The sequence below is a fragment of the Prevotella sp. P4-51 genome, assembly GCF_002251455.1.
In the GTDB taxonomy this organism is placed as follows: Bacteria; Bacteroidota; Bacteroidia; order Bacteroidales; family Bacteroidaceae; genus Prevotella.
Genome location: NZ_NPJM01000076.1, coordinates 20496 through 42478 on the forward strand (window position 1 = coordinate 20496; position 21983 = coordinate 42478).

General features: G+C 50.3%; 23 protein-coding genes. 22 read left to right on the plus strand and 1 reads right to left on the minus strand.

What is annotated here, in order from left to right; genetic code table 11:
• Positions 1–4: 4 nt before the first annotated feature.
• The 7 genes from CIK94_RS13605 to CIK94_RS13635 all read left to right on the plus strand — a co-directional run bounded on the left by CIK94_RS13605 (position 5) and on the right by CIK94_RS13635 (position 5110).
• On the plus strand, positions 5–706 hold the full coding sequence (locus tag CIK94_RS13605) for a hypothetical protein (protein WP_144008417.1): 702 nt from the start codon (positions 5–7) through the stop codon (positions 704–706).
• A 100-nt stretch (positions 707–806) separates the two neighbouring features.
• Complete coding sequence (locus tag CIK94_RS13610; protein WP_254046232.1) at positions 807–1373, plus strand: sigma-70 family RNA polymerase sigma factor; 567 nt, start codon at positions 807–809, stop codon at positions 1371–1373.
• A 6-nt stretch (positions 1374–1379) separates the two neighbouring features.
• Positions 1380–2234, plus strand: coding sequence for a hypothetical protein (locus CIK94_RS13615; protein ID WP_094423360.1), 855 nt, complete (start codon positions 1380–1382; stop codon positions 2232–2234).
• 2 nt (positions 2235–2236) lie between these two features.
• Positions 2237–2566: a hypothetical protein gene (locus tag CIK94_RS13620; RefSeq protein WP_094423361.1), complete on the plus strand. Its 330-nt coding sequence runs from the start codon at positions 2237–2239 to the stop codon at positions 2564–2566.
• A 31-nt stretch (positions 2567–2597) separates the two neighbouring features.
• Positions 2598–3857, plus strand: coding sequence for an MBL fold metallo-hydrolase RNA specificity domain-containing protein (locus tag CIK94_RS13625; RefSeq protein WP_094423362.1), 1260 nt, complete (start codon positions 2598–2600; stop codon positions 3855–3857).
• A 4-nt stretch (positions 3858–3861) separates the two neighbouring features.
• On the plus strand, positions 3862–4710 hold the full coding sequence (locus tag CIK94_RS13630) for a hypothetical protein (protein WP_144008418.1): 849 nt from the start codon (positions 3862–3864) through the stop codon (positions 4708–4710).
• Entirely contained in the window at positions 4691–5110 is a 420-nt protein-coding gene (locus CIK94_RS13635; RefSeq protein ID WP_094423364.1) for a hypothetical protein, read from the plus strand. The genes CIK94_RS13630 and CIK94_RS13635 overlap by 20 nt, the downstream gene beginning before the upstream one ends.
• Positions 5111–5849: 739 nt before the next feature.
• Here the strand turns inward: CIK94_RS13635 and CIK94_RS13645 are convergent.
• Positions 5850–7820 carry a KUP/HAK/KT family potassium transporter gene (locus CIK94_RS13645; protein ID WP_094387410.1) on the minus strand — a complete coding sequence of 657 codons (1971 nt, stop codon included), beginning with the start codon at positions 7818–7820 and terminating at the stop codon, positions 5850–5852.
• A gap of 499 nt (positions 7821–8319) precedes the next feature.
• On the opposite strand from CIK94_RS13645, the gene CIK94_RS13650 reads away from it, so the two are divergent.
• The 15 genes from CIK94_RS13650 to CIK94_RS13720 all read left to right on the plus strand — a co-directional run bounded on the left by CIK94_RS13650 (position 8320) and on the right by CIK94_RS13720 (position 21976).
• Positions 8320–8850, plus strand: a complete 531-nt coding sequence (locus CIK94_RS13650; protein ID WP_094423366.1) for a DUF4199 domain-containing protein — start codon at positions 8320–8322, stop codon at positions 8848–8850.
• 25 nt (positions 8851–8875) lie between these two features.
• Positions 8876–9838, plus strand: coding sequence for a glycosyltransferase family 2 protein (locus tag CIK94_RS13655; RefSeq protein WP_022309954.1), 963 nt, complete (start codon positions 8876–8878; stop codon positions 9836–9838).
• Entirely contained in the window at positions 9826–10308 is a 483-nt protein-coding gene (locus CIK94_RS13660) for a DUF6452 family protein (RefSeq protein ID WP_094387408.1), read from the plus strand. Before CIK94_RS13655 ends, CIK94_RS13660 begins: the two co-directional genes overlap by 13 nt.
• Entirely contained in the window at positions 10298–10951 is a 654-nt protein-coding gene (locus CIK94_RS13665) for a DUF6048 family protein (protein ID WP_371591851.1), read from the plus strand. The genes CIK94_RS13660 and CIK94_RS13665 overlap by 11 nt, the downstream gene beginning before the upstream one ends.
• A 13-nt stretch (positions 10952–10964) precedes the next feature.
• Positions 10965–11999 (plus strand): FAD:protein FMN transferase, encoded by a 1035-nt coding sequence (locus CIK94_RS13670; RefSeq protein ID WP_094387407.1) that lies wholly within the window; start codon positions 10965–10967, stop codon positions 11997–11999.
• Positions 12000–12030: 31 nt separating this feature from the next.
• Positions 12031–12729, plus strand: a complete 699-nt coding sequence (locus tag CIK94_RS13675) for a Crp/Fnr family transcriptional regulator (RefSeq protein ID WP_158215098.1) — start codon at positions 12031–12033, stop codon at positions 12727–12729.
• Positions 12726–12941 carry a DUF4492 domain-containing protein gene (locus tag CIK94_RS13680; protein ID WP_022309949.1) on the plus strand — a complete coding sequence of 72 codons (216 nt, stop codon included), beginning with the start codon at positions 12726–12728 and terminating at the stop codon, positions 12939–12941. Before CIK94_RS13675 ends, CIK94_RS13680 begins: the two co-directional genes overlap by 4 nt.
• A 65-nt stretch (positions 12942–13006) precedes the next feature.
• Positions 13007–14563 (plus strand): cytochrome ubiquinol oxidase subunit I, encoded by a 1557-nt coding sequence (locus CIK94_RS13685; protein ID WP_094423369.1) that lies wholly within the window; start codon positions 13007–13009, stop codon positions 14561–14563.
• Positions 14564–14597: 34 nt separating this feature from the next.
• The gene (locus CIK94_RS13690) at positions 14598–15701 is read left to right on the plus strand and encodes a cytochrome d ubiquinol oxidase subunit II (RefSeq protein WP_094423393.1); all 1104 of its coding nucleotides are present in this window, start codon (positions 14598–14600) and stop codon (positions 15699–15701) included.
• A gap of 67 nt (positions 15702–15768) precedes the next feature.
• On the plus strand, positions 15769–16023 hold the full coding sequence (locus tag CIK94_RS13695) for a hypothetical protein (protein WP_144007748.1): 255 nt from the start codon (positions 15769–15771) through the stop codon (positions 16021–16023).
• 299 nt (positions 16024–16322) lie between these two features.
• Positions 16323–18410: a M3 family metallopeptidase gene (locus tag CIK94_RS13700; protein ID WP_094423371.1), complete on the plus strand. Its 2088-nt coding sequence runs from the start codon at positions 16323–16325 to the stop codon at positions 18408–18410.
• A 12-nt stretch (positions 18411–18422) separates the two neighbouring features.
• Positions 18423–18872 (plus strand): dCMP deaminase family protein, encoded by a 450-nt coding sequence (locus tag CIK94_RS13705; protein ID WP_022309945.1) that lies wholly within the window; start codon positions 18423–18425, stop codon positions 18870–18872.
• The gene (locus CIK94_RS13710) at positions 18853–20538 is read left to right on the plus strand and encodes a S41 family peptidase (protein ID WP_094423372.1); all 1686 of its coding nucleotides are present in this window, start codon (positions 18853–18855) and stop codon (positions 20536–20538) included. Before CIK94_RS13705 ends, CIK94_RS13710 begins: the two co-directional genes overlap by 20 nt.
• Positions 20539–20556: 18 nt before the next feature.
• Positions 20557–21087, plus strand: coding sequence for a 5-formyltetrahydrofolate cyclo-ligase (locus CIK94_RS13715; RefSeq protein WP_094423373.1), 531 nt, complete (start codon positions 20557–20559; stop codon positions 21085–21087).
• 16 nt (positions 21088–21103) lie between these two features.
• The gene (locus CIK94_RS13720; protein WP_094423374.1) at positions 21104–21976 is read left to right on the plus strand and encodes a hypothetical protein; all 873 of its coding nucleotides are present in this window, start codon (positions 21104–21106) and stop codon (positions 21974–21976) included.
• Positions 21977–21983 lie beyond the last annotated feature (7 nt).

Below are 21983 nucleotides of genomic sequence, written 5' to 3' on the forward strand. Positions count from 1 at the left end.
AATTATGAAAAAGTCAAATGATGAATACTATTACAAAGGCAGTAGAAGAATGATGCAAATCATGGTTGATAAACATAAGGCAGAATTAGATGCCCTTTTAAAAACTGAATTAACATGGTTATCTCCAATCAAATCATCCAATTTTGTCGAATATCAGTTAAATGGTAATGTAATTTCTAATGAACTTGGAATTGAATGTAAAGATTTTGAAGGTTTTTGGCCACAACGTCAACCGCAATGGGATGGAATAGCCATAAGTAAGGATAAAACTCTTTATCTTTTTGAGGCAAAATCCCATCTGTCTGAAATATCAGGTGGAAATAATCTTAGCCCCAATGAACAAAATTCTCAAAAGATAGAAAACTTTAAGATCAAAGAAGAAGCCATTATGAAAGTCGCTAAAGAATTATATGGCGTTATAGGTAAAGACTATAATTGGATGCATAAATATTATCAGGTCGCAAATAGGCTGGTGTTCCTCGAAAAAATGAAGGAACTTTCACCTTCTTCCAATTATAAAGACGTTAAACTTGTTTTCATTAATTTTGAAAAAGATCCAACTTGGATGATAGACAATAAACACGTTAGTCATCAAGAATGGATTGATAAGTTTGATAAAATATTCTGCGACTTGGGTAATATAAAACAAAAATGTATTGAAAATGGTGTGATTGTACTAACTATTAATGCAGAATCATATAATTAATTCTATGATTCTGCGGAAATTTTGCAGATAAAGCCCCGTTTTTCGCGAAATGGGGCTTTATCATTCGTATAATAATATAGAGACATATCGAAAATATTATATGAGCAAGAACATTACATTAAGAGACAGTCAATCTTTAGAGTCTATCATCAATGACGTTTCCAAGTTCCCACTGCTAACTGTAGAGCAAGAAGTTCAGCTTGCCAACCGCATCAAGAATGGCGATGAGGGAGCTGTTCAGGAACTGTACAACTGCAACTTGCGCTTTGTGGTCAGTGTTGCCAAGCAATATCTTAACAAAGGTCTTTCACTGGAAGAACTTATCAAAGCAGGCAACAAGGGTCTTGAAATGGCAGCACGCAAGTTCGATCCAACCAGAGGATTCAAGTTCATCGCTTACGCTGTTTGGTTTATTCGTCAATGTATCATAGCAGAGATTGAAAGGACAACAGGTGTCAAACCCAACACGAGGGAACCTTATACAACAGAGGTAGAAAAAGGAATTTATTCGCTCTCTTTGAGAGAGGCCGACATACTCCGCAAGAGTTATGGAAAGGGGGTGACTCAACAAACTCTTGATGAAATTGGCGAGGAAATGAATCTCACGAGCGAAAGAGTACGACAAATCAGAGAACGAGCAATCAGAAAACTAAGAAATAACAAGTAACCAGATATGGCAATTACATTCGATACACTAAAGGCAGATGCCAAGATATTTGCCGAGCTTAAGAAGAATCCATCATGGTGGGTTCGTTTTAAGAATGACCCTTCTCTGTACATAGAGATTCGTAAGGATAATCAAGTCAATGTGTATTCCGAGGGAGGTAGTATCGCTCGTATTCACTACTGTCGCAAGCACAAGAAGTTACAGGTTTTTACTCATCACAAATACCTTAACCGTCCTGCTCTATCAAAGAGTAATCTTTATATAGAATGTAGCGACGACATAGATAAACCTATCAAAAAGAATTCAGAAATACTTGTGTGTGACGACATTATACGCAGAGTAAAAGAATGCTACTCGCAAAAACATGCAGTTAATGGTGTCGTAGGTAAAGAGAAATGGTCGGAGAAGTTTATTCAAGGTACCTTGGTAACACAATCAGCGGATTTCCATCTTGATTCGGAGTTTGCATACAATGATGCTACATCTCGAAATCGAATAGATCTTATTTGGTGTGATAATGGAGTTATCACGTTTGTAGAGTTAAAACGAATTGCAGATGACAGAATGCTTCCCAAGACAGACGAATCGCCAGAGATTGTAGATCAGATGAATAGATACAAGGATTTTATAAACAAGTACTCTGTTCAACTTCTTGCATACTACCAGAAACTCTATGATATAAAGGCAAGCCTTGGATTACCAGTGCCTTCGGTTCGTCCAGCATCAATCAATCACACTCCTCATTTACTTATCTTAGATAACTTGACAAAAATTACAGAAAAAAAACAGATTCGTCGTGAACGTCTCATTGGCATTCTGAATAGAGAACATATAAACTTTAACATACAAACCGATTTATAAGGATGAACATAGTAATCACATGTATTGGTGAACTGTCTGAAGGGTTGCGAGAAGCCGCAATAAAGGCTCAGCGAGAACGTAGAAAGAGAGGAAATATCTACTCTCCCTATCTGACAGACGAGTGTGCTGAAGCTTTGAAAGATGAGTTAATGCTCACCATCTGGCCAATGGAGAATGGCTTTATATTTACGTTCGATGATTGCCAGGAATTTGTTGAAGTACCTGATTCAGAATATCCATTATCAGCGGAAAGAGCTAAATGGTATCTGAATAATATGAAGCCTTGGACACAGGAGATAGAGGATATGTGGTTTGAGGCACAAATCGACTAATTTATATCGACTTATATAGTTCTAAGAAACAATGGAGATAAAAATACACAGAGGGCTTGACCAGATAGGCGGTTGCATAACCGAGATTTGGACTGATACATCCAGAGTCTTCATCGACTTTGGGCAGAACCTGCCTGGTAATGGAGAACCTTCTACGCCAGAAGAGGACGAGAAAATGGTTGAAAGCATATTTGCAAACAACCACAAAGACCATGAAGCCGTGTTCTATACCCATGGTCATGAGGATCACATTGGTTTAATGGATTACATCCCAGATGATGTACCTCAGTACATGAGCGAGGGAACCAAAGAACTACTGACAATCAAGTATGATATACTTTATGATGTGGCAGAAAAGGAAGTCAATGAACTACAGAGTGTAGATTGTGATCAGCAGGAGTATAGCGATGCCGTCAACCGACTTATCTATGCCGATAACAGAGGTAAACTTCTGAATGGAATGACTGTTTGGAAGAGAACTGCACCGCGAAAGGAGCCGGAAAGCATTGTTATAGGTGATATCAAGGTTTTTCCTTTCTTCAACAGCCATAGCATCTATGACTCTCACATGTTTCTTATCGAAGCTGATGGCAAACGAATCTGGCACATGGGCGATTACCGTCAGCATGGCTATTTGGGTAAGGGCTTGTTACCAACATTGAAGAAATATGCCACAGACATTGATGTGCTCATTACCGAAGGTACAATGCTCAAACGTGATGACAAGTGCATTCATGAGCATATCGTATCGTACAAGATGCAGAATGTGATGAAAGCCTTCAAGTACGTCTTTGTCCTTGCTTCTGCCACTGATATAGAAAGACTTGCTGCAATCAAACAAGCCTCTATCGATGCAGCAAAGCCCCTTTACATTTGGTCATTATTTATGAAAAAGACAATGGAATACTTTACAGAACGTGAATCTAAAGCGTCAAAAGGATTATTCTCTTTTGAGCCATTGTTCTACAACGACCGTATGTTGAGTAAATTAAAGCAGACAGGCATGACCATGGTTGTGGGAACATCGCAGATGGATCGTGTCAAGGGATTGCTTGACAAGTTGCCCCAAGAAGAAACACTTCTCATATACTCTTCATGGGATGGCTACTACAAAAAACCGGAGCAAGTAAAAGCAAATCCAAAGTACAAAGTTTTTCGCGAAATGTTCCACAATGTTGTGGATATTCACACCTCTGGTCACGCTGACAGAGCAACAATCAAGAAAGTGATAGAAATTATTAACCCTAAAGAAGTTATCTGCATCCATAAGGAGGCTGATGCTGAATTATAATGGTATGAAATACAAAGAATTCAAAAAGATTGTCATTGACAATATGCCCGAGAATCCTATCCCTGGATTATGGCAAGGCAAAGGTGCTCCACGTAAGCACATCTTAGGAAATCCTTCCTCACCTAAAGAACGAGCAGACTTGATAAACAAATACTCACTTCTACCCAACGTCCCCCTCGTTGATAGTGGCACCATTCATCTTCATCATTGTGCGCATCATCTTAACTCATCACAGATAATGTGTTACAATTTCTTCCGCCCAATGATTGAAGGATTTGATGGTACAATGTATCACCCTAAAGACGATCTGATAAAGTTGCTTGAGAAGAAGGTTGGTGCAGAACTGGAACAGGAAAATTCAGTGTGCAACTTTGAGTATATTGATAAATCCAAGGATAATACGAACTTCGACTTTTATTTCAAGAGCAATCAGATTGAGGTGTTCTGTGAAATCAAATATACGGAAGAAAGGTTCAAACCATCTTCTGCTAAAGACCCACATGAACGATTCGAATCTGTTTATAAACCGATGATCGATAAAGCGAAAGACATTTTTGCAAATGGCTCTATTAGCGAATCTGTCTTCAATACAAAGTACTACCAGTTAGCAAGAAATGCCATTCGTGCGACCTCTTCAGGTAAGCATGTGTTCTTCATATGTCCAAGGTCAAACGAGAATCTTATGAATCAATTCGATCAGTTCTCAAAGTGCCTTACGGATGAAGGAAGAAAGCGAGTTAAGCTTATAACTTGGGGGGAAATAGTTCTAGATGCATATCGTCTTGGTATTGATATAAACGCTTTTAATAATCGCTACCTTGCTTTTCTTCCGGATGAGTATAAAAGACATTGAAAATCAGATAATACTACATTCAAGTTCATTAAAAGGACAAGATATTGTTAGATGCCAGGTTTACTTGGAACTGCGTAAAAAACTTCTTGATTCGCAAGTCATAGATCATTTTGACAAGTATGTTGGCGAGTTGGCTTCGTTTAACGAGAGATTGACTGTAGCACTGAAAACTATGTGGGCAGACGCACACGACTGTTTCGATAAACAAAAAGCCAGTACTGACTATGTTATTGAAACAAAGGCATATGTTGAGCTTGATTATGACGAGGCGGTTTTAGATGACAATCAAATAGAAATCTACTCGCTGCTCTCAGACTCAACCTATAATCCCCTATATAGGGAGGGCACTGAAAAAGTCCCTTTTTTTATGACCAAAACGGAAAATGCTTACGATTTGTAACTTCTCTTTCTGCAAATCGCCTAAAATAAGGCTAAAATAGACAGATAATAAAGGGTAAAACAGCTATTTTTCCGTCATCAACTTTCAATTTGATAGTGGGTTTTAGTTTTTCAGTGCCCTCTATAGGGAAGGCGTATGCATTTCAGCTTTGTTGCTCAGAAATAACATGGAACCATTGTGGGAATCTTTCGATGACTTTATAGGTAACGATGGTAAATCGTGGAATGAAGGGTTGCCATACGAATCAACTAAAGATATACCTTTGACAATGATGTTTCATCATTTGTATGACCACACTCTTTGGTCTCTTGCAGATATAATAAAGATTCAACATTTCAATGTTGTTCTGAGCACAACTTTTGAAAAGACAATATAATCAATTTAATAAAAAGAAATTGTGAGAATTTAATTCTTTGCAATACTTGCATTGCTTTCATCTTCAGTTGCGAATGCTCAATCTGTGGTAAATGAAGTTTTTTAAGACGATTGTGCCTGCAATAGAAAGAGCATACTACAGTTTTATTTCAGTTGATAGGCAGAGTAAATATTGGCTTATGGTAATGGTATAAGCATGGTTTATGACGAGAATTGGAATGTACTAGATAAAAGGGCTGAATTCCAAGCGAGGAATCCAGCCCTATTTTTTATATGCTCAAAAAAAGTTTTAGCGGACAGCAATATCTAAAAATACAAAAACCGACTGATTCTAAGTGATGGACATACAATCAGTTGGTTTTGTTTATTCTTCTACAATTTGTGCGATTCGCCTGATGCTGCCAATGTGATGATTGATAATCAGCGGTACGCGTTCTACCACCACCATGGAAGTGTCAAGGCCCAATGCCTTTGGCTCGTCAATGCCTATCTTGCTGATAAGGGCGTAGATGGTCATCAGCAGGTTCTGCTGGCGGTTGACGGAACTCTCGGGATAATACACGCGGTGGATGATGATGAAACGGAAATCGCCAGGAATACCGTTTTTGCGGAGTGAAGGATAGGTGCTGGTAAGATCAACCTTCTTGCTATCCACAAGGTCTTCCACCACTTGTCTCAGATAGAGACTAACCCGAGGCTCGATACGGAAACCTATGTGCATGGTCACGCTGTACAGTGTGTCGGGCACTAAGGTCTCGCAACTGTACTCCAGCGTATCAGGAGTATCTACAAACTCCATATTGATGAGCCAGTAATGGTCAGCGCGTTTAGGTTGCTTGTTGATGATGGAATATAGCAACTTGTCATCTACGGTACCTTGTTTGTCGGCATGGTTTACATAGACAAGATTGGAAGCGTACTTGGGGATGTCTTCGTCGGCTTTGATGTCGGAGATAATCTGATAATAGTCGTCCAGTGGTTTGGTGCTAATGTACTGGCGGCGTATCTTCATGGCACGTACCCATACATACATCATCAGGAACAGGATTCCGCTAATGAGCATTGTGCACCAGCCTCCTGCGAGAAACTTTGACAAATTGGCAGTTAAGAAGATGCCCTCGATGGTGCAGTATGTGCCAATAAACAATATCGTGAAAAGTCGCGCCATACCCTTGCTGTGCAGGTAGAAACCGAGCAGCAATGTAGTCATCAGCATGGTGATAGTAATGGCGAGTCCGTAGGCAGCCTCCATGTGTGAGGAGTCGCGAAACAGCAAGATGATGAGGACCACACCGATGTACATGGCAAGGTTGATTACGGGGATATAAAGCTGCCCTTTTACATGTGTGGGATGCTTGATTCGCATACGGGGCCAGAAGTGCAGGTTCATGGCTTCGCTCAAGATAGAGAAGGTACCGCTGATGAGTGCCTGACTCGCAACGATAGCCGCACCCGTGGCCATAATGATGGCGAAGACAAGTATGTTCTGCGGCATGATGGCAAAGAACGGATTCACGGAGTAGGCTGTCTGCACATGATTCAGCGCCCATGCTCCCTGTCCCAGATAGTTGAGAATGAGCATGGTCTTTACAAAGGCCCAACTGATGGTGATGTTCTTTCTGCCACAATGTCCCAAGTCGGAGTAAAGAGCTTCTGCACCGGTAGTACAGAGAAACACGGCACCCAGAATTAAAAACCATTGGGGGGATTTTGCCAACAGGATGACAGCATAATATGGGTTGAATGCCTTTAGTATCATAGGGAAGGTCGTGATACTGATGACGCCTATTATGCCCAACAGGAGAAACCATAGGAGCATGAAGACTCCGAAAGACTTGCCAATACTCTCGGTGCCAAACCGCTGCACAAAGAAGATGATGGTGATAATGGCAAGTGTAATGGGAGTGACAGGCAGATTCGGACTGATACTTTCGAGTCCTTCAATGGCTGTAGTAACCGTAATGGCAGGGGTGATAATTCCATCTGCCAGTAAGGTACTGGCGCCAATGATAGCCAGTATATAAATCCACTTACTCTTGAGGCGGCGCAGAAGAGCGTAGAGGGCGAGAATGCCTCCTTCGCCATTGTTGTCGGCACGCAGAGCCACACATACGTATTTGATGGAGGTCTGTAGGGTGAGTGTCCAAATGATACAGGACAATGCACCCAAGATAGTGCTTTCGTCGATGGCTTCGCCTGTATGGAGTATGGCCTTCATCACATATAGGGGTGATGTTCCAATGTCTCCAAATACGATGCCTAATGTGACGAGCAATCCCAAGAAGCCTACTTTATTATGGTTGCAGACAACTGGATGTCCTGAACAATCTTTCATCTTTCCTTCTCTTTATTAAGTGTTATCCTTCAGATTATAAAACAGTACACAAAGGTATAAACATACGAAGTAATACGCCCTTCGTTTAACAAGATTTATCGGTTTTAACATCTGGTGAAGTTCACTATAAGTATGCGAATGGCAGTCGCCCCATGCCAGGCGGGTAGCTACGAAGTATGTTTTTCTGTCTATACAATTGCCTTTGATTCTTCTTCAGAAACTCTTCGATTTTATCCCAAGAAACCAATCCTTTTCCGCCACCATCATATGTCGCTTATAAGCTATGAGCGTGTTCTGTTCTACAAGTTGTTGTCAACCAGAAGTTTTATAGGTCTTGACTAAGTCATGCCATATATCCCTTAAGGCCTTTGTCGATAACCAGCTAATTATCTTCCATCATTCTAAAAGGCGGAAGAACCAAAAAAAAAGACCATGGAAATGCGAAAAAATCGCAGTTTTATGGATTTTCTCTCTAAAAAACAGTACTTTTGCAGATAATATGACACTTAGCGACGCTTTCAAACAGGTCAAGGCCTTTGCGCGTATCGATGGCGTGTTCATGGCAGTGCTGTGGGCAGCCAGTTTTATGGCCATCATCTTCGACCCCCAGTCCGTGTGGGGCACGATGCTTGCCATAGCCACTCCCTTTGTGGCCGGCGCACGCCTCAAGGTCTTCCGTGACCGTGCCCTCGACGGAGTCATCTCGTTCCGTCGTGGCTATGCCTATCTGTGGTATACCTTCCTCTACGCCAGCCTGCTCTTCGCGGCTTTCCAGCTGGTCTACTTCCGTTTCTTCGACAACGGTGCCTTCGTCGGCATGCTGGTGGGCGCTCTCCAGACGATAGAGGCCATCTACCGACAGCAGAACCTGTCGGTGCGAGAGCTTCAGGAGGCCGTCAACACGCTGCGTGCCACAAGCGATGTGCAGTTGGTGTTCACCTTCTTCACCCAGAACATCACGTTCTGCGCCATCATGTCGCTGCCCGTGGCAGCCATCATGCGCCGAAGTAATGCCCCCTATAATAAATAATGTATATATAAAACGTAAACAAGATATGGATATATCAGTAGTAATCCCCCTCTACAACGAGGAAGAATCGCTGCCCGAGCTCTTTGCCTGGATTAAGCGTGTGATGGAAGCCAACGGCTTCAGCTACGAAGTAATATTTGTCAACGATGGTTCTACCGACCACTCATGGGACGTTATCGAGCGTCTGAGCAAGGAGTCGGAGCACGTGCGTGGCATCAAGTTCCGCCGCAATTATGGCAAGAGTCCCGCGCTCTACTGCGGATTCAAGGAGGTTAAGGGCGACGTGGTCATCACTATGGATGCCGACCTGCAGGATTCTCCCGACGAGATACCCGGACTCTACAAGATGATTATGGAGGACGGCTACGACCTCGTGTCGGGCTACAAGCAGAAGCGATATGACCCCCTGTCCAAGACCATCCCCACCAAGCTCTTCAATGCCACCGCCCGCAAGATAAGCGGTGTGAAGAACCTGCACGACTTCAACTGCGGCCTCAAGGCTTACCGCCTGGAGGTGGTCAAGAATATCGAGGTCTATGGCGAGATGCACCGCTATATTCCCTACCTGGCCAAGAATGCCGGCTTCGACAAGATTGGCGAGAAGGTGGTACACCACCAGGCCCGCAAGTATGGCAAATCCAAGTTTGGCCTTAACCGTTTCTTCAACGGCTATCTGGACCTGCTCACCCTGTGGTTCCTTTCCAACTTCGGCAAGAAGCCTATGCACGTCTTCGGATTTCTGGGCTCGCTGGTATTCTTCATCAGCTTCATCGCCCTCGCCATCTTGGGCATCAGCAAGCTGGTCGAACTGAGTCAGGGCAACTATGGCCATCTGGTCACCGACTCTGCCTGGTTCTATATCTTCCTCACCTCGATGCTTATCGGTACCCAGCTCTTCCTTGCCGGTTTCATCGGCGACCTGGTAAGCCGTAGCAACCCCAACCGCAATGATTACCAGATAGAGGAGGAGATACGATGCGGAAAATAGCGCTACTGCTTGTGGCGGTGGTGGCGGTGATTGCCTCGTGCTCGTCGATAGACTGTCCGCTCAACAATACCGTCTATACCAAGTATAGGCTGGCTGGCGACGTGACGACGCTCGACGACACGCTGACCATCTCGGTCAAGCGCACATCGGGAGCCGACACCGTGCTGCTCAACAAGGCGCTGCGCGTGGACAGCTTCAGCATCCCGCTGAGCTACAGCCACGAGAGCGACGAGTACTACTTCGACATCCGTCCCGATGGCGGTGTGCGTACCATAGACACCGTGACCATCACCAAGACCAATGAACCCCACTTCGAGTCAGTAGACTGTCCCGCCACCATGTTTCATACGCTGCAGCAGGTCAAATGCACCCATCACCGCATTGACTCTGTTGTGATTAACCAGAATAAAGTAAGCTACGATGCTCAGAAACCGCATTTGCTCATCTATTTCAAGAGTCTTGGCAGTTAGCCTCATGCTTCTGCTGATGCCCCTGGCGCTGCAGGCGCAGAACCACAAGGGCAAGACCCTTACCGACCGCGACACCATACCCCTCTTCCGCGGAGTGGCAGTGTCGTTCGACCTCGTGGGCGTCATCCAGTCGGGTCTGGGCGACTATGGCCAGTACGAGGCTGCCGCCCGTCTCAATCTGCGCGACCGCTATTTCCCCGTTGTCGAGCTGGGTGTGGGCCATGCCGATGCCGACGATGTAGACAGTGGACTGCGCTACAAGACCTCGGCTCCCTACGGCCGTGTGGGTGTAGACTTCAACGTGCTGCGCAACAAGCACGACGTGAACCGCGTCTATGTGGGTGGCCGCTATGGCTATACCTCCTTCAAGTATGATGTCGACGGCACCGCTGTCAAGGACCCCGTGTGGGGCGACGATGTGGAGTACAGCTATAAGGACAACAGTGCCAACTGCCACTGGCTCGAACTGGTCGCTGGCGTCGATGCCCGCATCTGGGGCCCGTTGCGTCTGGGATGGAGCCTGCGCTACAAGCGCAAACTCACATCCAAAGACCCCGCTATCGGCAAGGCCTGGTATATCCCTGGTTATGGTCGCTACGACGACCGTATCGGCGGCACCTTCAATGTAATCATCGAACTCTGACACCATCATCTATATGGAGCGAACAAGCAAGAAGAAACTGATAGGGCAGGGTGTGTTTCTGCTCTTTCTGATTGTGGCGACGGTCATCATCGTGCGCCAGAACCGGGCGATGCCCTACCAGCACAACAAGGGCATGATATTCGGCACCACCTACAGCATCGTGTACCAGTACGACCGCGACCTGCAAGCCGGGATACTCGACCAGCTGCAGCAGGTAGACAACTCGCTCTCTCCGTTTAACGAGACCTCCATCATCTCTCGCGTAAACCGCAACGAGACCGTCGAGGTCAACGACCTCTTCACCGATGTGTTTACGATGGCGCAGGAGGTCTCTGCCGACACCCACGGCGCCTTCGACATCACCGTGGCGCCGCTGGTCAATACCTGGGGCTTCGGTTTCAAGCAGGGTACCCCGCCCACCAAGGCTGTGATAGACAGTCTGCTGGCTATTGTGGGATATGAGAAGGTGAAACTCAGCGGACGCCATGTCGTGAAGCAGGACGCCCGCACCATGCTCGACTGCAGCGCCATAGCCAAGGGCTACGGCTGCGATGTGGTGGCGCGCTATCTGCGTGACCAGGGCGTGACCAACTATATGATAGAGATAGGCGGAGAAATCGTTGCCCACGGCGTCAACGACAAGCAGACCGCCTGGCGTATCGGCGTCACCAAGCCCACCGACGACAGTCTCAATATCAACCAGGAACTGCAGACCATCATCGATGTTGCCGACAAGGCGATGGCCACCAGCGGCAACTACCGTAACTTCTACTACAAGAACGGCCGCAAGTATGCCCATACCATTGACCCTGCGACCGGCTACCCTGTCCAGCACAGCATTCTCTCTGCCACGGTGCTCACCAACAGTTGTGCCCGTGCCGACGCCTATGCCACCGCCTTCATGGTGATGGGACTCGAGCGCGCCCAGGAGGTGCTTGCCCGACATAAGGACATGATGGCCTACTTCATCTATACCGACCGCGAGGGCCGCCATGCCGTGTGGTGCTCTCCGGCACTGCGCGACAAGATGGCCGACCCCGCCCGCTGATAGCGCCACCCCCTCTGACACCGTTACCCCTATGGACACGCTGCATATATACAACAAGCTGCTCCAGTTTGCCCTCTTCCAGGGACTGAGCAAGGCCGACCTCGGTGCGCTGGTGACCCATACCCGTCTGGGTTTCCACAAGTATGCCGAGGGCGACACCATAGCGCGTGCCCAGACCACCTGCGACCGCCTCTTCTTTCTCATCGACGGCAGGGTAGAGGTCGTCACCTCTGCCGACAACGGGTCCTATGCGGTGGCAGAGACCGCTGCGGCTCCGCTCTTGTTCGAGTACGAAGCGCTGTTTGGCGTGAGCCCCCATTATGCCAGCCTCTATCGCGCCCTGACGCCCTGCAGCGTCATCGGTATCGGCAAAGACGAAATCTATAAGTTGATAGACCGTTTTCCCATCTTCCGTATCAACTACTTCAATCTTCTCTCTGCGCTTATCCAGAAGCGACACGCCCGCTGTTGGCGCAGCCACGGCGAAAGCATCGACAGCCGCGTCGTCGACTTTGTCCATAGTCACAGCCGCTACCCCGTAGGCGCCAAGCGTGTGGTCGTCAAGATGGTACGCCTGGCCCAAGAGCTGGGTTGCAGCCGTCTCGAGGTGTCGCGCGCATTGCATCGGCTGCAGAACCAGGGGCGTCTGCAGCTCTTCCGGGGAGGATTTGTGGCCGACCTGGCAGCCCCAGCCCATCAGCAACCCACTCCAGACACTTTCCGACAATGAACAGAAACAATATATTATATAAGGTGTACCGGCTCTATGCCGACGGTTTCCGCACCATGACCCTCGGCCGGGTGCTGTGGGCAGTCATCCTCATCAAGCTATTTGTCATCTTCTTTGTGCTGAAACTCTTCTTCTTCCCCGATGTGCTGGAGCAGAAGGCGCACGACGGCGACAAGGCGGCCTATGTGGCTGGCCAGTTGGTGGGGCGCTGACCCGATGGCGGTGCTGCCCCTTAGAAATCTTACGACAATCATCAATCATCTTAAAATTATAAACAATGACACACCTGTTGACAATCGACCCAACCCTCATCGACTGGTCGCGTGCGCAGTTTGCACTTACAGCCATCTACCATTGGCTCTTTGTGCCGCTCACGCTGGGTCTGGCCCTCATCATGGGCATTATGGAAACGTGCTATTACCGCACAGGTAAACTATTCTGGAAAGAAACTGCCGTGTTCTGGCAGCGCCTGTTTGGCGTCAACTTCGCCATGGGCGTGGCTACGGGCATCATCCTCGAGTTTGAGTTCGGCACCAACTGGAGCAACTACTCCTGGTTTGTGGGCGACATCTTCGGCGCCCCGCTTGCTGTCGAGGGTATCGTGGCGTTCTTCATGGAGAGCACCTTCGTCGCCGTCATGTATTTCGGCTGGGAGAAGGTGTCGCGTGGCTTCCACCTCGCCTCTACATGGCTCACCGGACTCGGCGCCACCATCTCGGCATGGTGGATACTTGTGGCCAATGCGTGGATGCAGTACCCCGTGGGCTGCGAGTTCAATCCCGACACCGTGCGCAACGAGATGACGAGCTTCATTGATGTAGCCCTGTCGCCCTTTGCCGTCGACAAGTTCTTCCACACCGTCACCTCTACCTGGGTGGTGGGCGCCGTATTCGTGTGCGCCGTAAGCTGTTGGTATCTCTTGCGCCGCCGTGAGCAGGAGATGGCACGCCAGAGTATCCGCATCGCCAGCATCGTGGGCATCGTGGCCGCTGTGCTCACCATGACCACAGGCGACTTCTCGGCAGTGAAGGTGGCAGAGACCCAGCCCATGAAGCTGGCAGCCATGGAGGCACTCTACGACGGAGGCGAGGGCGTGTCGCTCACCGCCATAGCCGCTGTCAACCCTTTGGAGCAGTCCGACTATGCCCAGGGCGGCGAGGCTCCGCTGCGCATAGCCATCCCCAACGGACTCTCCCTGCTTGCCACCCACTCGATAGACGGCTACGTGCCCGGTGTCAACGACATCCTCAACGGCTATACCCGTGACGGCAAGTGCGAACTCTCTGCCGAAGAGAAGATGGAGCGTGGCCGTAGAGCCATCACCTCCCTTGCCACCTATCGCAAGCTGAAGGCTGCCGACGCCACCGACGCCCGACTGGACAGTCTGGCTGCCCAGCTGAAGCAGGACATGCCATATTTCGGTTATGGATATATCAAGGACCGAGCCGAACTGGTGCCCTATATCCCCGTCAACTTCTACGCCTTCCGCATCATGGTGGGCGTGGGGTCGCTCCTCATGCTCTTCTTCCTCGTCATCGGCCATATCGCCTGGCGCAAGGACATCACCGCCACCCATCGCTGGCTGTATCTGGCTGCCCTGGCGATGCTGCCCCTTACCTATATCGCCAGCGAGGCAGGATGGATAGTCGCCGAGTTGGGCCGACAGCCTTGGGCCATCCAGGACATGATGCCCACGGTGGCAGCCGTCTCCGACCTGCAGTCGGGCAGCGTGGCCCTGACCTTCTTCCTCTTCCTGATACTCTTCACCGTGCTGCTCATAGCCGAGGTCAGCATCATGTGCCGTGTCATCAGAAACTATAATGCCAACAAATAACAACTTGTGAAACCCTATACATCATAATATGATTATGACTTACGAATTCCTACAACAATACTGGTGGTTTATCGTCTCGCTGCTTGGGGCGCTGCTTGTGTTCCTGCTCTTTGTGCAGGGCGCCAACTCAATGGTTTATAGCCTTGGCCGTACCGAAGAAGGACAGCGCAAGGTGCTCGACTCTACCGGACGCAAATGGGAAATCACCTTTACCACGCTCGTCACCTTTGGCGGAGCCTTCTTTGCCTCGTTCCCCCTCTTCTACAGCACCAGCTTTGGCGGAGCCTACTGGCTGTGGATGATTATCCTCTTCTCGTTTGTGCTGCAGGCAGTGAGCTATGAGTTCCAGCTCAAGAAGGGCAATCTGCTTGGCACCCGCACCTACCGATGGTTCCTCATACTCAACGGCATCGTGGGTCCGCTGCTGCTCGGTGGCGCTGTGGCTACATTCTTCGACGGCTCAAACTTCCTGGTAGAGAAGGCGTCGCTGACCGATGTCGGCTCGCCCGTCATCAGCCGCTGGGCCAACGCCTCTGCCGGACTCGACGCGCTGCTCGACGTGTGGAACCTCGTGTTTGGTCTCGCCGTGATGTTTCTGGCGCGCATGCTGGGCACGCTCTATATTATAAATAATGTGGACGACGAGGACATCCGCTCGCGTGGCAGCGTGCGCCTCATCGGATGCACGGTGCCCTTCCTCGTGCTGTTCTTGGCCTTCTTTGTGAGACTGCTGCTCAAGGACGGATATGCCGTCGACGCCGCCACGGGCGTGGTGTCGCTGGAGCCGATGAAGTATCTGCACAACTACCTTGCCATGCCGCTGCTCGTCGTGCTCACCCTCGCGGGCGTGGTGCTGTTGCTCTACGGCGTGGTGCGCACCATCGTCAGCAAAACCTATATCCGTGGCATCTGGCCCGCCGGTGTGGGCGTGGTGCTGGTCGTGCTCTCTCTGCTGTTGGTGGCAGGCTATGCCGATACCGCCTACTATCCCTCCAATGCCGACCTGCAGTGCTCGCTCACTATTGCCAACAGTTGCAGCAGTGAGTTCACGCTCCGCACGATGTTCTACGTGTCGCTCCTTGTGCCGTTTGTCTTCGCCTACATCGCCTACGTATGGCGCGTGATGGACAGGAAGTAAAGCGATAGCCCCCATATTCCCGAAGGGGATGACTCCGTAAGGTTCAGCGGTTTTCCCGCGCCCCAAGGTGTCATCCCCTTCTGTCGTTTCTACCGCCGAGGGGCGCTTCGCCCGCAGCCCCGTCATGACCGTGAATGGCGACAAACCGCCCGTGACCGCAAATAAGTTGACGGCGAAGTGGGAAATACTGAAATCATGGTTTGCCACACATAAATCGCAGTCCGAAATACAGAAATCAAACCCTGAAATCATCGCCAATGCCATCTCTGTGGGAAATGGCTTGGTGGGCAGCGGTCTGGAGCGGGTCTGGGTGGCGCCGTAGGCAAGTTCATGGGTCGCGAAATGGGCGAGGGGAGTGGCGGATCAAAGCCCGCTCAAGGCATGAATGACAGCGGCCGTCGCCAATGGAAGTAAAACATTAGTTAAAAAAATGGATATAATGGCTTGAATATGTTAGTTTTTTACTATTTTTGCATAAAATAGGCGGCACCTCAGCCATTAAGCGAGCTTATGGCGTTCGGTTTGCACTATTTTTGCATAAAATAGGCGGCGCCTCAGCCATTAAGCGTGCTTGTGGTGAACAGGAGCGCCGTCACTGCATCGAAATCAACTACGAATAGTATGGACATTACAGCAAATATAGACAAAACTCAGGAAAATCCCTTTTTCCTGCCATATAACACCCCTCACGACACTGTTCCTTTTGATAGAATAAAGACCGAACACTATGAAGAGGCGTTCATGGAGGGTATACGCCGTGACGATGAGGCTATCGACAAGCTCATCAACGACCCCAAAGAACCCACCTTTGAGAATACTCTCACCCGAGTGGACCTGAGCAAGGGCGAGCACTATTATGATTTGCTCGACCGCGTGTCGAGCGTGTTCTCGTGCATGCTCAGTGCCGAGACCAGTGATGAGATGGACGCCCTGGCCCAGAAACTCAACCCTATACTGACCAAGCACGCCAACGACGTGTCGCTCAACCGTCGTCTCTTTGAGCGCATCAAGTATGTCTATGAGCACCATCGTGAGCTCACGCCCGAGGAGAGTATGCTGCTGCAAACCTCTTACGACGGATTTGTGCGCAGCGGTGCCCTGCTCAGTGACGAGGACAAGGAGAAGCTGCGCCGGCTGACCGAAGAAGCCAGCATGCTCTCGCTGCAGTTCTCTCAGAACCTGCTGAAGGAGAACAAGGCATATCAGTTGCACATCACCGACGAAGCAGAGTTGAGCGGACTGCCCGACACACAGCGTGAGGCTGCCGCCCAGGCTGCTGCCGAGAAGGACAAGGAGGGTTGGGTGTTCACGCTCGACTTCCCCAGCTATTCGCCCTTCATGACCTATGCCGACAGGCGCGACCTGCGTCGTGAGATGTATATGGCCCACATGACCGTATGTACCCACGACAACGAGCAGAACAATCTGGAGATATGCAAACGGCTGGTCAATCTGCGCCGCGAGGTGGCACAGCTGCTGGGATATGACACCTATGCCGACTATGTGCTGGTGCAGCGCATGGCGACCAATACCGCCAATGTCTATCGTCTGCTCGATGACCTCATCGAGGCTTACAAGCCCACCGCCGTCAACGAGATGGAAGAGATAGAGCAGATGGCGCGCCGCCACGAGGGCGACGACTTCAAGCTGGAGCCCTGGGACATCTCCTACTACGCCCACAAGCTCAAGATGGAGCGCTATAATCTCGATGCCGAAATGCTGCGCCCCTACTTCAAGCTGGAGAACGTCATCGGCGGCGTCTTCGGACTGGCTACCCGTCTCTACGGCATCACCTTCAAGGAAAACGCGGATATCCCCGTGTATCATCCCGATGTCAAAGCCTATGAGGTGTACGACAACGACGGAGAGTATCTCGCTGTGCTCTATGCCGACTTCCATCCGCGCAAAGGCAAGCAGAACGGAGCATGGATGACAGAGTTTCAGGGACAGTGGATAGACCGCAAGGGCAACAATGTGCGCCCGCATGTGTCACTGGTCATGAACTTTACCAAGCCCACGGCCGAGAAGCCGGCACTGCTCACGCTGAGCGAGGTGGAGACCTTCCTGCACGAATTTGGTCACTCGCTCCACGGCATGTTTGCCAACACCCGCTTCCAGAGTCTCTCGGGTACCAACGTGTGGTGGGACTTCGTCGAACTGCCTTCCCAGTTTATGGAAAACTATGCCGTAGAGAAGGAATTCCTCAGTACCTTTGCCTACCATTATCAGACCGGCGAGCCTCTGCCCGACGAGCTTATCCGCCGCATCGTGGACAGCCGCAACTTCATGGTGGGCTACAGCTGTCTGCGTCAGGTGAGTTTCGGTCTGCTGGATATGGCCTACTACACCCAGCGCGACGCCTTCGATGACGACATCATCGACTACGAACACAAGGCTTGGGCCAAGGCAATGGTCACTCCGCAGCTCAAGGACACATGCATGACGGTGCAGTTCTCCCACATTATGGCGGGCGGGTATGCTGCCGGCTACTACAGCTACAAATGGGCTGAGGTGCTCGACGCCGACGCCTTCAGCGTCTTCAAGAAGCACGGCATCTTCGACCGTGCCACCGCCCAGAGCTTCAGAGACAATATCCTCTCGCGTGGCGGTACCGAGCATCCCATGACGCTCTACAAGCGCTTCCGCGGTCAGGAGCCCACCATCGACGCACTGCTCGAGCGCAACGGAATAAAAAGCGACACCCAATAACAACATACCGACATGACAGAAGAAGAGAAGCGATACCGCCTTGACCTGCGTTATCTGCGCATGGCACATATATGGGCCGAGAACTCCTACTGCCGTCGCAGGCAGGTAGGGGCGCTGGTGGTCAAGGACAAGATGATTATCAGCGACGGCTATAACGGCACACCGAGTGGGTTTGAAAATGTGTGTGAAGACGAGAACAATCTCACCAAACCCTATGTGCTGCACGCCGAAGCCAACGCCATCACCAAGTTGGCACGTAGCAGCAACAACAGCGACGGCTCTACGCTCTATGTCACCGCCTCGCCCTGTATAGAGTGTGCCAAGCTCATCATCCAGGCAGGCATCAAGCGCGTGGTCTATGGTGAGAAGTATCGTCTTGAGGATGGTATCAACCTTCTGAAGCGTGCAAATATCGAAGTGGTTTATCTTAATGCTAACGACAATGAATCAGAAAAAGTCTAACAGATTCACTCCGCTGCTGATGGCCCTGTGCATCATCATAGGCATCATCATCGGAACATTCTATGCCAATCATTTCTCGGGCAACCGACTGAATATCATCAACAGCGGCAGCAACCGCCTGAGCAATCTGCTGCATATCATCAGCGACCAGTATGTAGACGAGGTCAACATCGACTCGCTGGTGGATGTGGCTATCCCGCAGATTCTCTCCGAGCTCGACCCTCACTCTGTGTATATCAATGCCAAGCAGGCGCAGACTGCCACCGACGACCTGAAGGGTTCGTTCTCGGGTATCGGTGTCGAGTTTGTCATCCGACAGGACACTATTCACATCCAGGGCGTCATCAAGAACGGTCCCGCCGAAAAGGCCGGCGTTCTGGCAGGCGACAAGATTGTGAGCGTGGATGGCAAGCCGTTTGTGGGTAAGATAGTGACCCAGGAAGAGGCCATGCACAGGCTCAAGGGCCCCAAGGACACCAAGGTCAAGATAGGCGTGGTGCGCTATGGCTCCAAGATGGTCCATACCTTTACCATCACGCGTGGCGACATCCCCCAGAAGAGCATCGCCGCCACCTATATGCTCGACGACAAGACCGGCTACATCCGCGTGAAGAAATTCTCTGAGACCACCTATGCCGAGCTGCTCATCTCGCTGGCCAAGCTCTCGCAGAGCGGGTTCACCAATCTCGTGATAGACCTGCGCGACAACACCGGCGGCTATCTCGAGACGGCTGTGCAGATGGCCAACGAGTTCTTGCCCAAGAACCGTCTGATAGTATATACCCAGGGCCGCAAGCAGCCCAGACAGGAGTTCCTCTCCGATGGTCGCGGCAGCTACAAGGATATACCGCTTGTGGTGCTTATCAATGAGGGCTCGGCCTCTTCGTCTGAAATCTTTGCCGGCGCCATCCAGGACAATGACCGCGGTACCATCATCGGCCGCCGCTCGTTTGGCAAGGGCCTTGTGCAGAAGCAGATGGAGTTCCCCGACGGCAGCATCATCCGTCTTACCACCGCCCGCTACTACACTCCTTCGGGCCGCTGCATCCAGAAGCCCTATACCATGGGCGACGAGTCGTTCTACGCCCAAGACCTGGTAGACCGCTATCAGCACGGCGAATACTTCTCGCAAGACTCCATCAAGCACACCGGTCCGGCTTATCACACCCATATCGGACGCGTGGTCTATGGCGGTGGCGGCATCACCCCCGACATCTTCATCCCCGAAGACACCCTGGGTATGACGTCATATTACAAGCGGGCTGCCATGAGCGGACTGATACTGCAGTTTGCCTACGACTATACGGATGATAACCGTGCCAAACTGAACGGGTATCGCAACATGCAGTCGCTTTATGACTATCTGAAGACGCAGAACCTCGTGGAGCGATTTGCCTCCTATGCCGACCGCAACGGTCTGCAGCGACGCAACCTGATGATACGCAAGTCGCACAAGCTGCTCGACCAGTATATCAACAGTCGCATCATCTATAATATGCTCGACGAGGAGGCTTGGAACGAATACCTCAACCAGGACGATGACAACATCAGGGCTGCTCTCAATGTCTTTGCCCAGGGCAAGGCGTTTCCCAAGAAGCCGGCAGTCAAGAAAAAGGCAGTGAGGAAGGTCGCCGTAAAGAAGGCGGTGGCCAAGCACAGAAAATAACATAATCACCCAGGCGATATGTCTAAGAAGGAACTAAGACAACTTATCCGCCAACGCAAGCGACAGTTCACCCAGCAGGAGTTGGGCGAACTGTCGCTTGCCGTTGTGGGGCGTCTGTCGGCCCATAAGCGGATGGCAGAGGCACAGACCGTGATGCTCTATTGCTCGTTGCCCGATGAGGTGGACACACATGGGCTCATAGACACGCTCTACGGCGAGGGAAAGACCGTGGTGCTGCCTGTGGTGACCGGCGAAGGCGAGATGGAGCTGCGCGTCTATCATGGCGCCGACAGTCTGCGTCGTGGCTCTTTCGACATACTCGAACCCGTGGGCGAGCGCTTTACCGACTACGAAAGCATCGACCTGGCTGTCATTCCCGGCATGGCCTTCGACGACAGCGGCCATCGGCTTGGGCGCGGCAAGGGTTACTACGACCGCTTCCTGGTCAATCTCCCTCACTGTTATAAGATAGGTATGTGTTTCGACTTCCAACGCGTGGAGCATGTGCCGTGTGAGTCTACCGATATCGCCGTAGACGAAGTGATATAACCTACAGACAATAGATATGAAACGCATTATCCTCATGCTGATGATGGCGACGGGCGTCATGACCTCGCTTGCCATTACGCCCATCGACTCGCTCGAGCTGCGCCGACTGCAGCAGATGGCAGACTCGGTGGTCGACGAAGCCCGCAGACTGTATCTCTATGAGTATCTGGCTTGGCACAGTGCCGACGAACTGACCAAGCACAAGGTGGATGTGAAGAAAATCGGTATGGGAGGCGTCACCGTCGACGACAACGGTATCATGCACTACATCTATGTGGACAAGAAAGGCGAGCTGCTGCTTGATTATGTGCTCGACCCGCAGTCGATGTTCTCGATAACCACGACCAAGAAGCGTGCCCTCGACAACAGTGAGATGCAGGCGATGGTCTTGCGGACACAGGCCATCAAGACGGTGGTGGAGACGTGTGGCGACAGCATCTTAAACTATAGCTCCGCCGACGGTACGCTCAACTTCGACGTGATACCCATGGACAACGGCCGGCTCAGGATGTACATCATCCAGGGCACGACCCATACCGATGTGCAGCCGTTTGGCAATGATTATGTCATCGACCTGGACGGCAGGCTCCAGGTGACCTCGTTCAGGCGGCTGCACAACTTCTATATAGAGATACCCATCGGCAATGACTCCAACTCTATCTCGCACAGGCATGCTCCCGACAGCGGGATGATTACGGCTACCGACATCGTCAACTTCCTGCTCTACGGCCACGACCTCTTCGGTCTGGGGTCGACCTACGTGACCTTCAAGCCCCACGCCGACAGCGAGGGCTACGTTGTGGTCTTCGACGCCAATCGCTTCAAGGCCGTGGTGATGACCCAGGGTATGGTCGAAAAGTTTGTGAACGAAGACAAGAAAGATAAATAAGGAATAA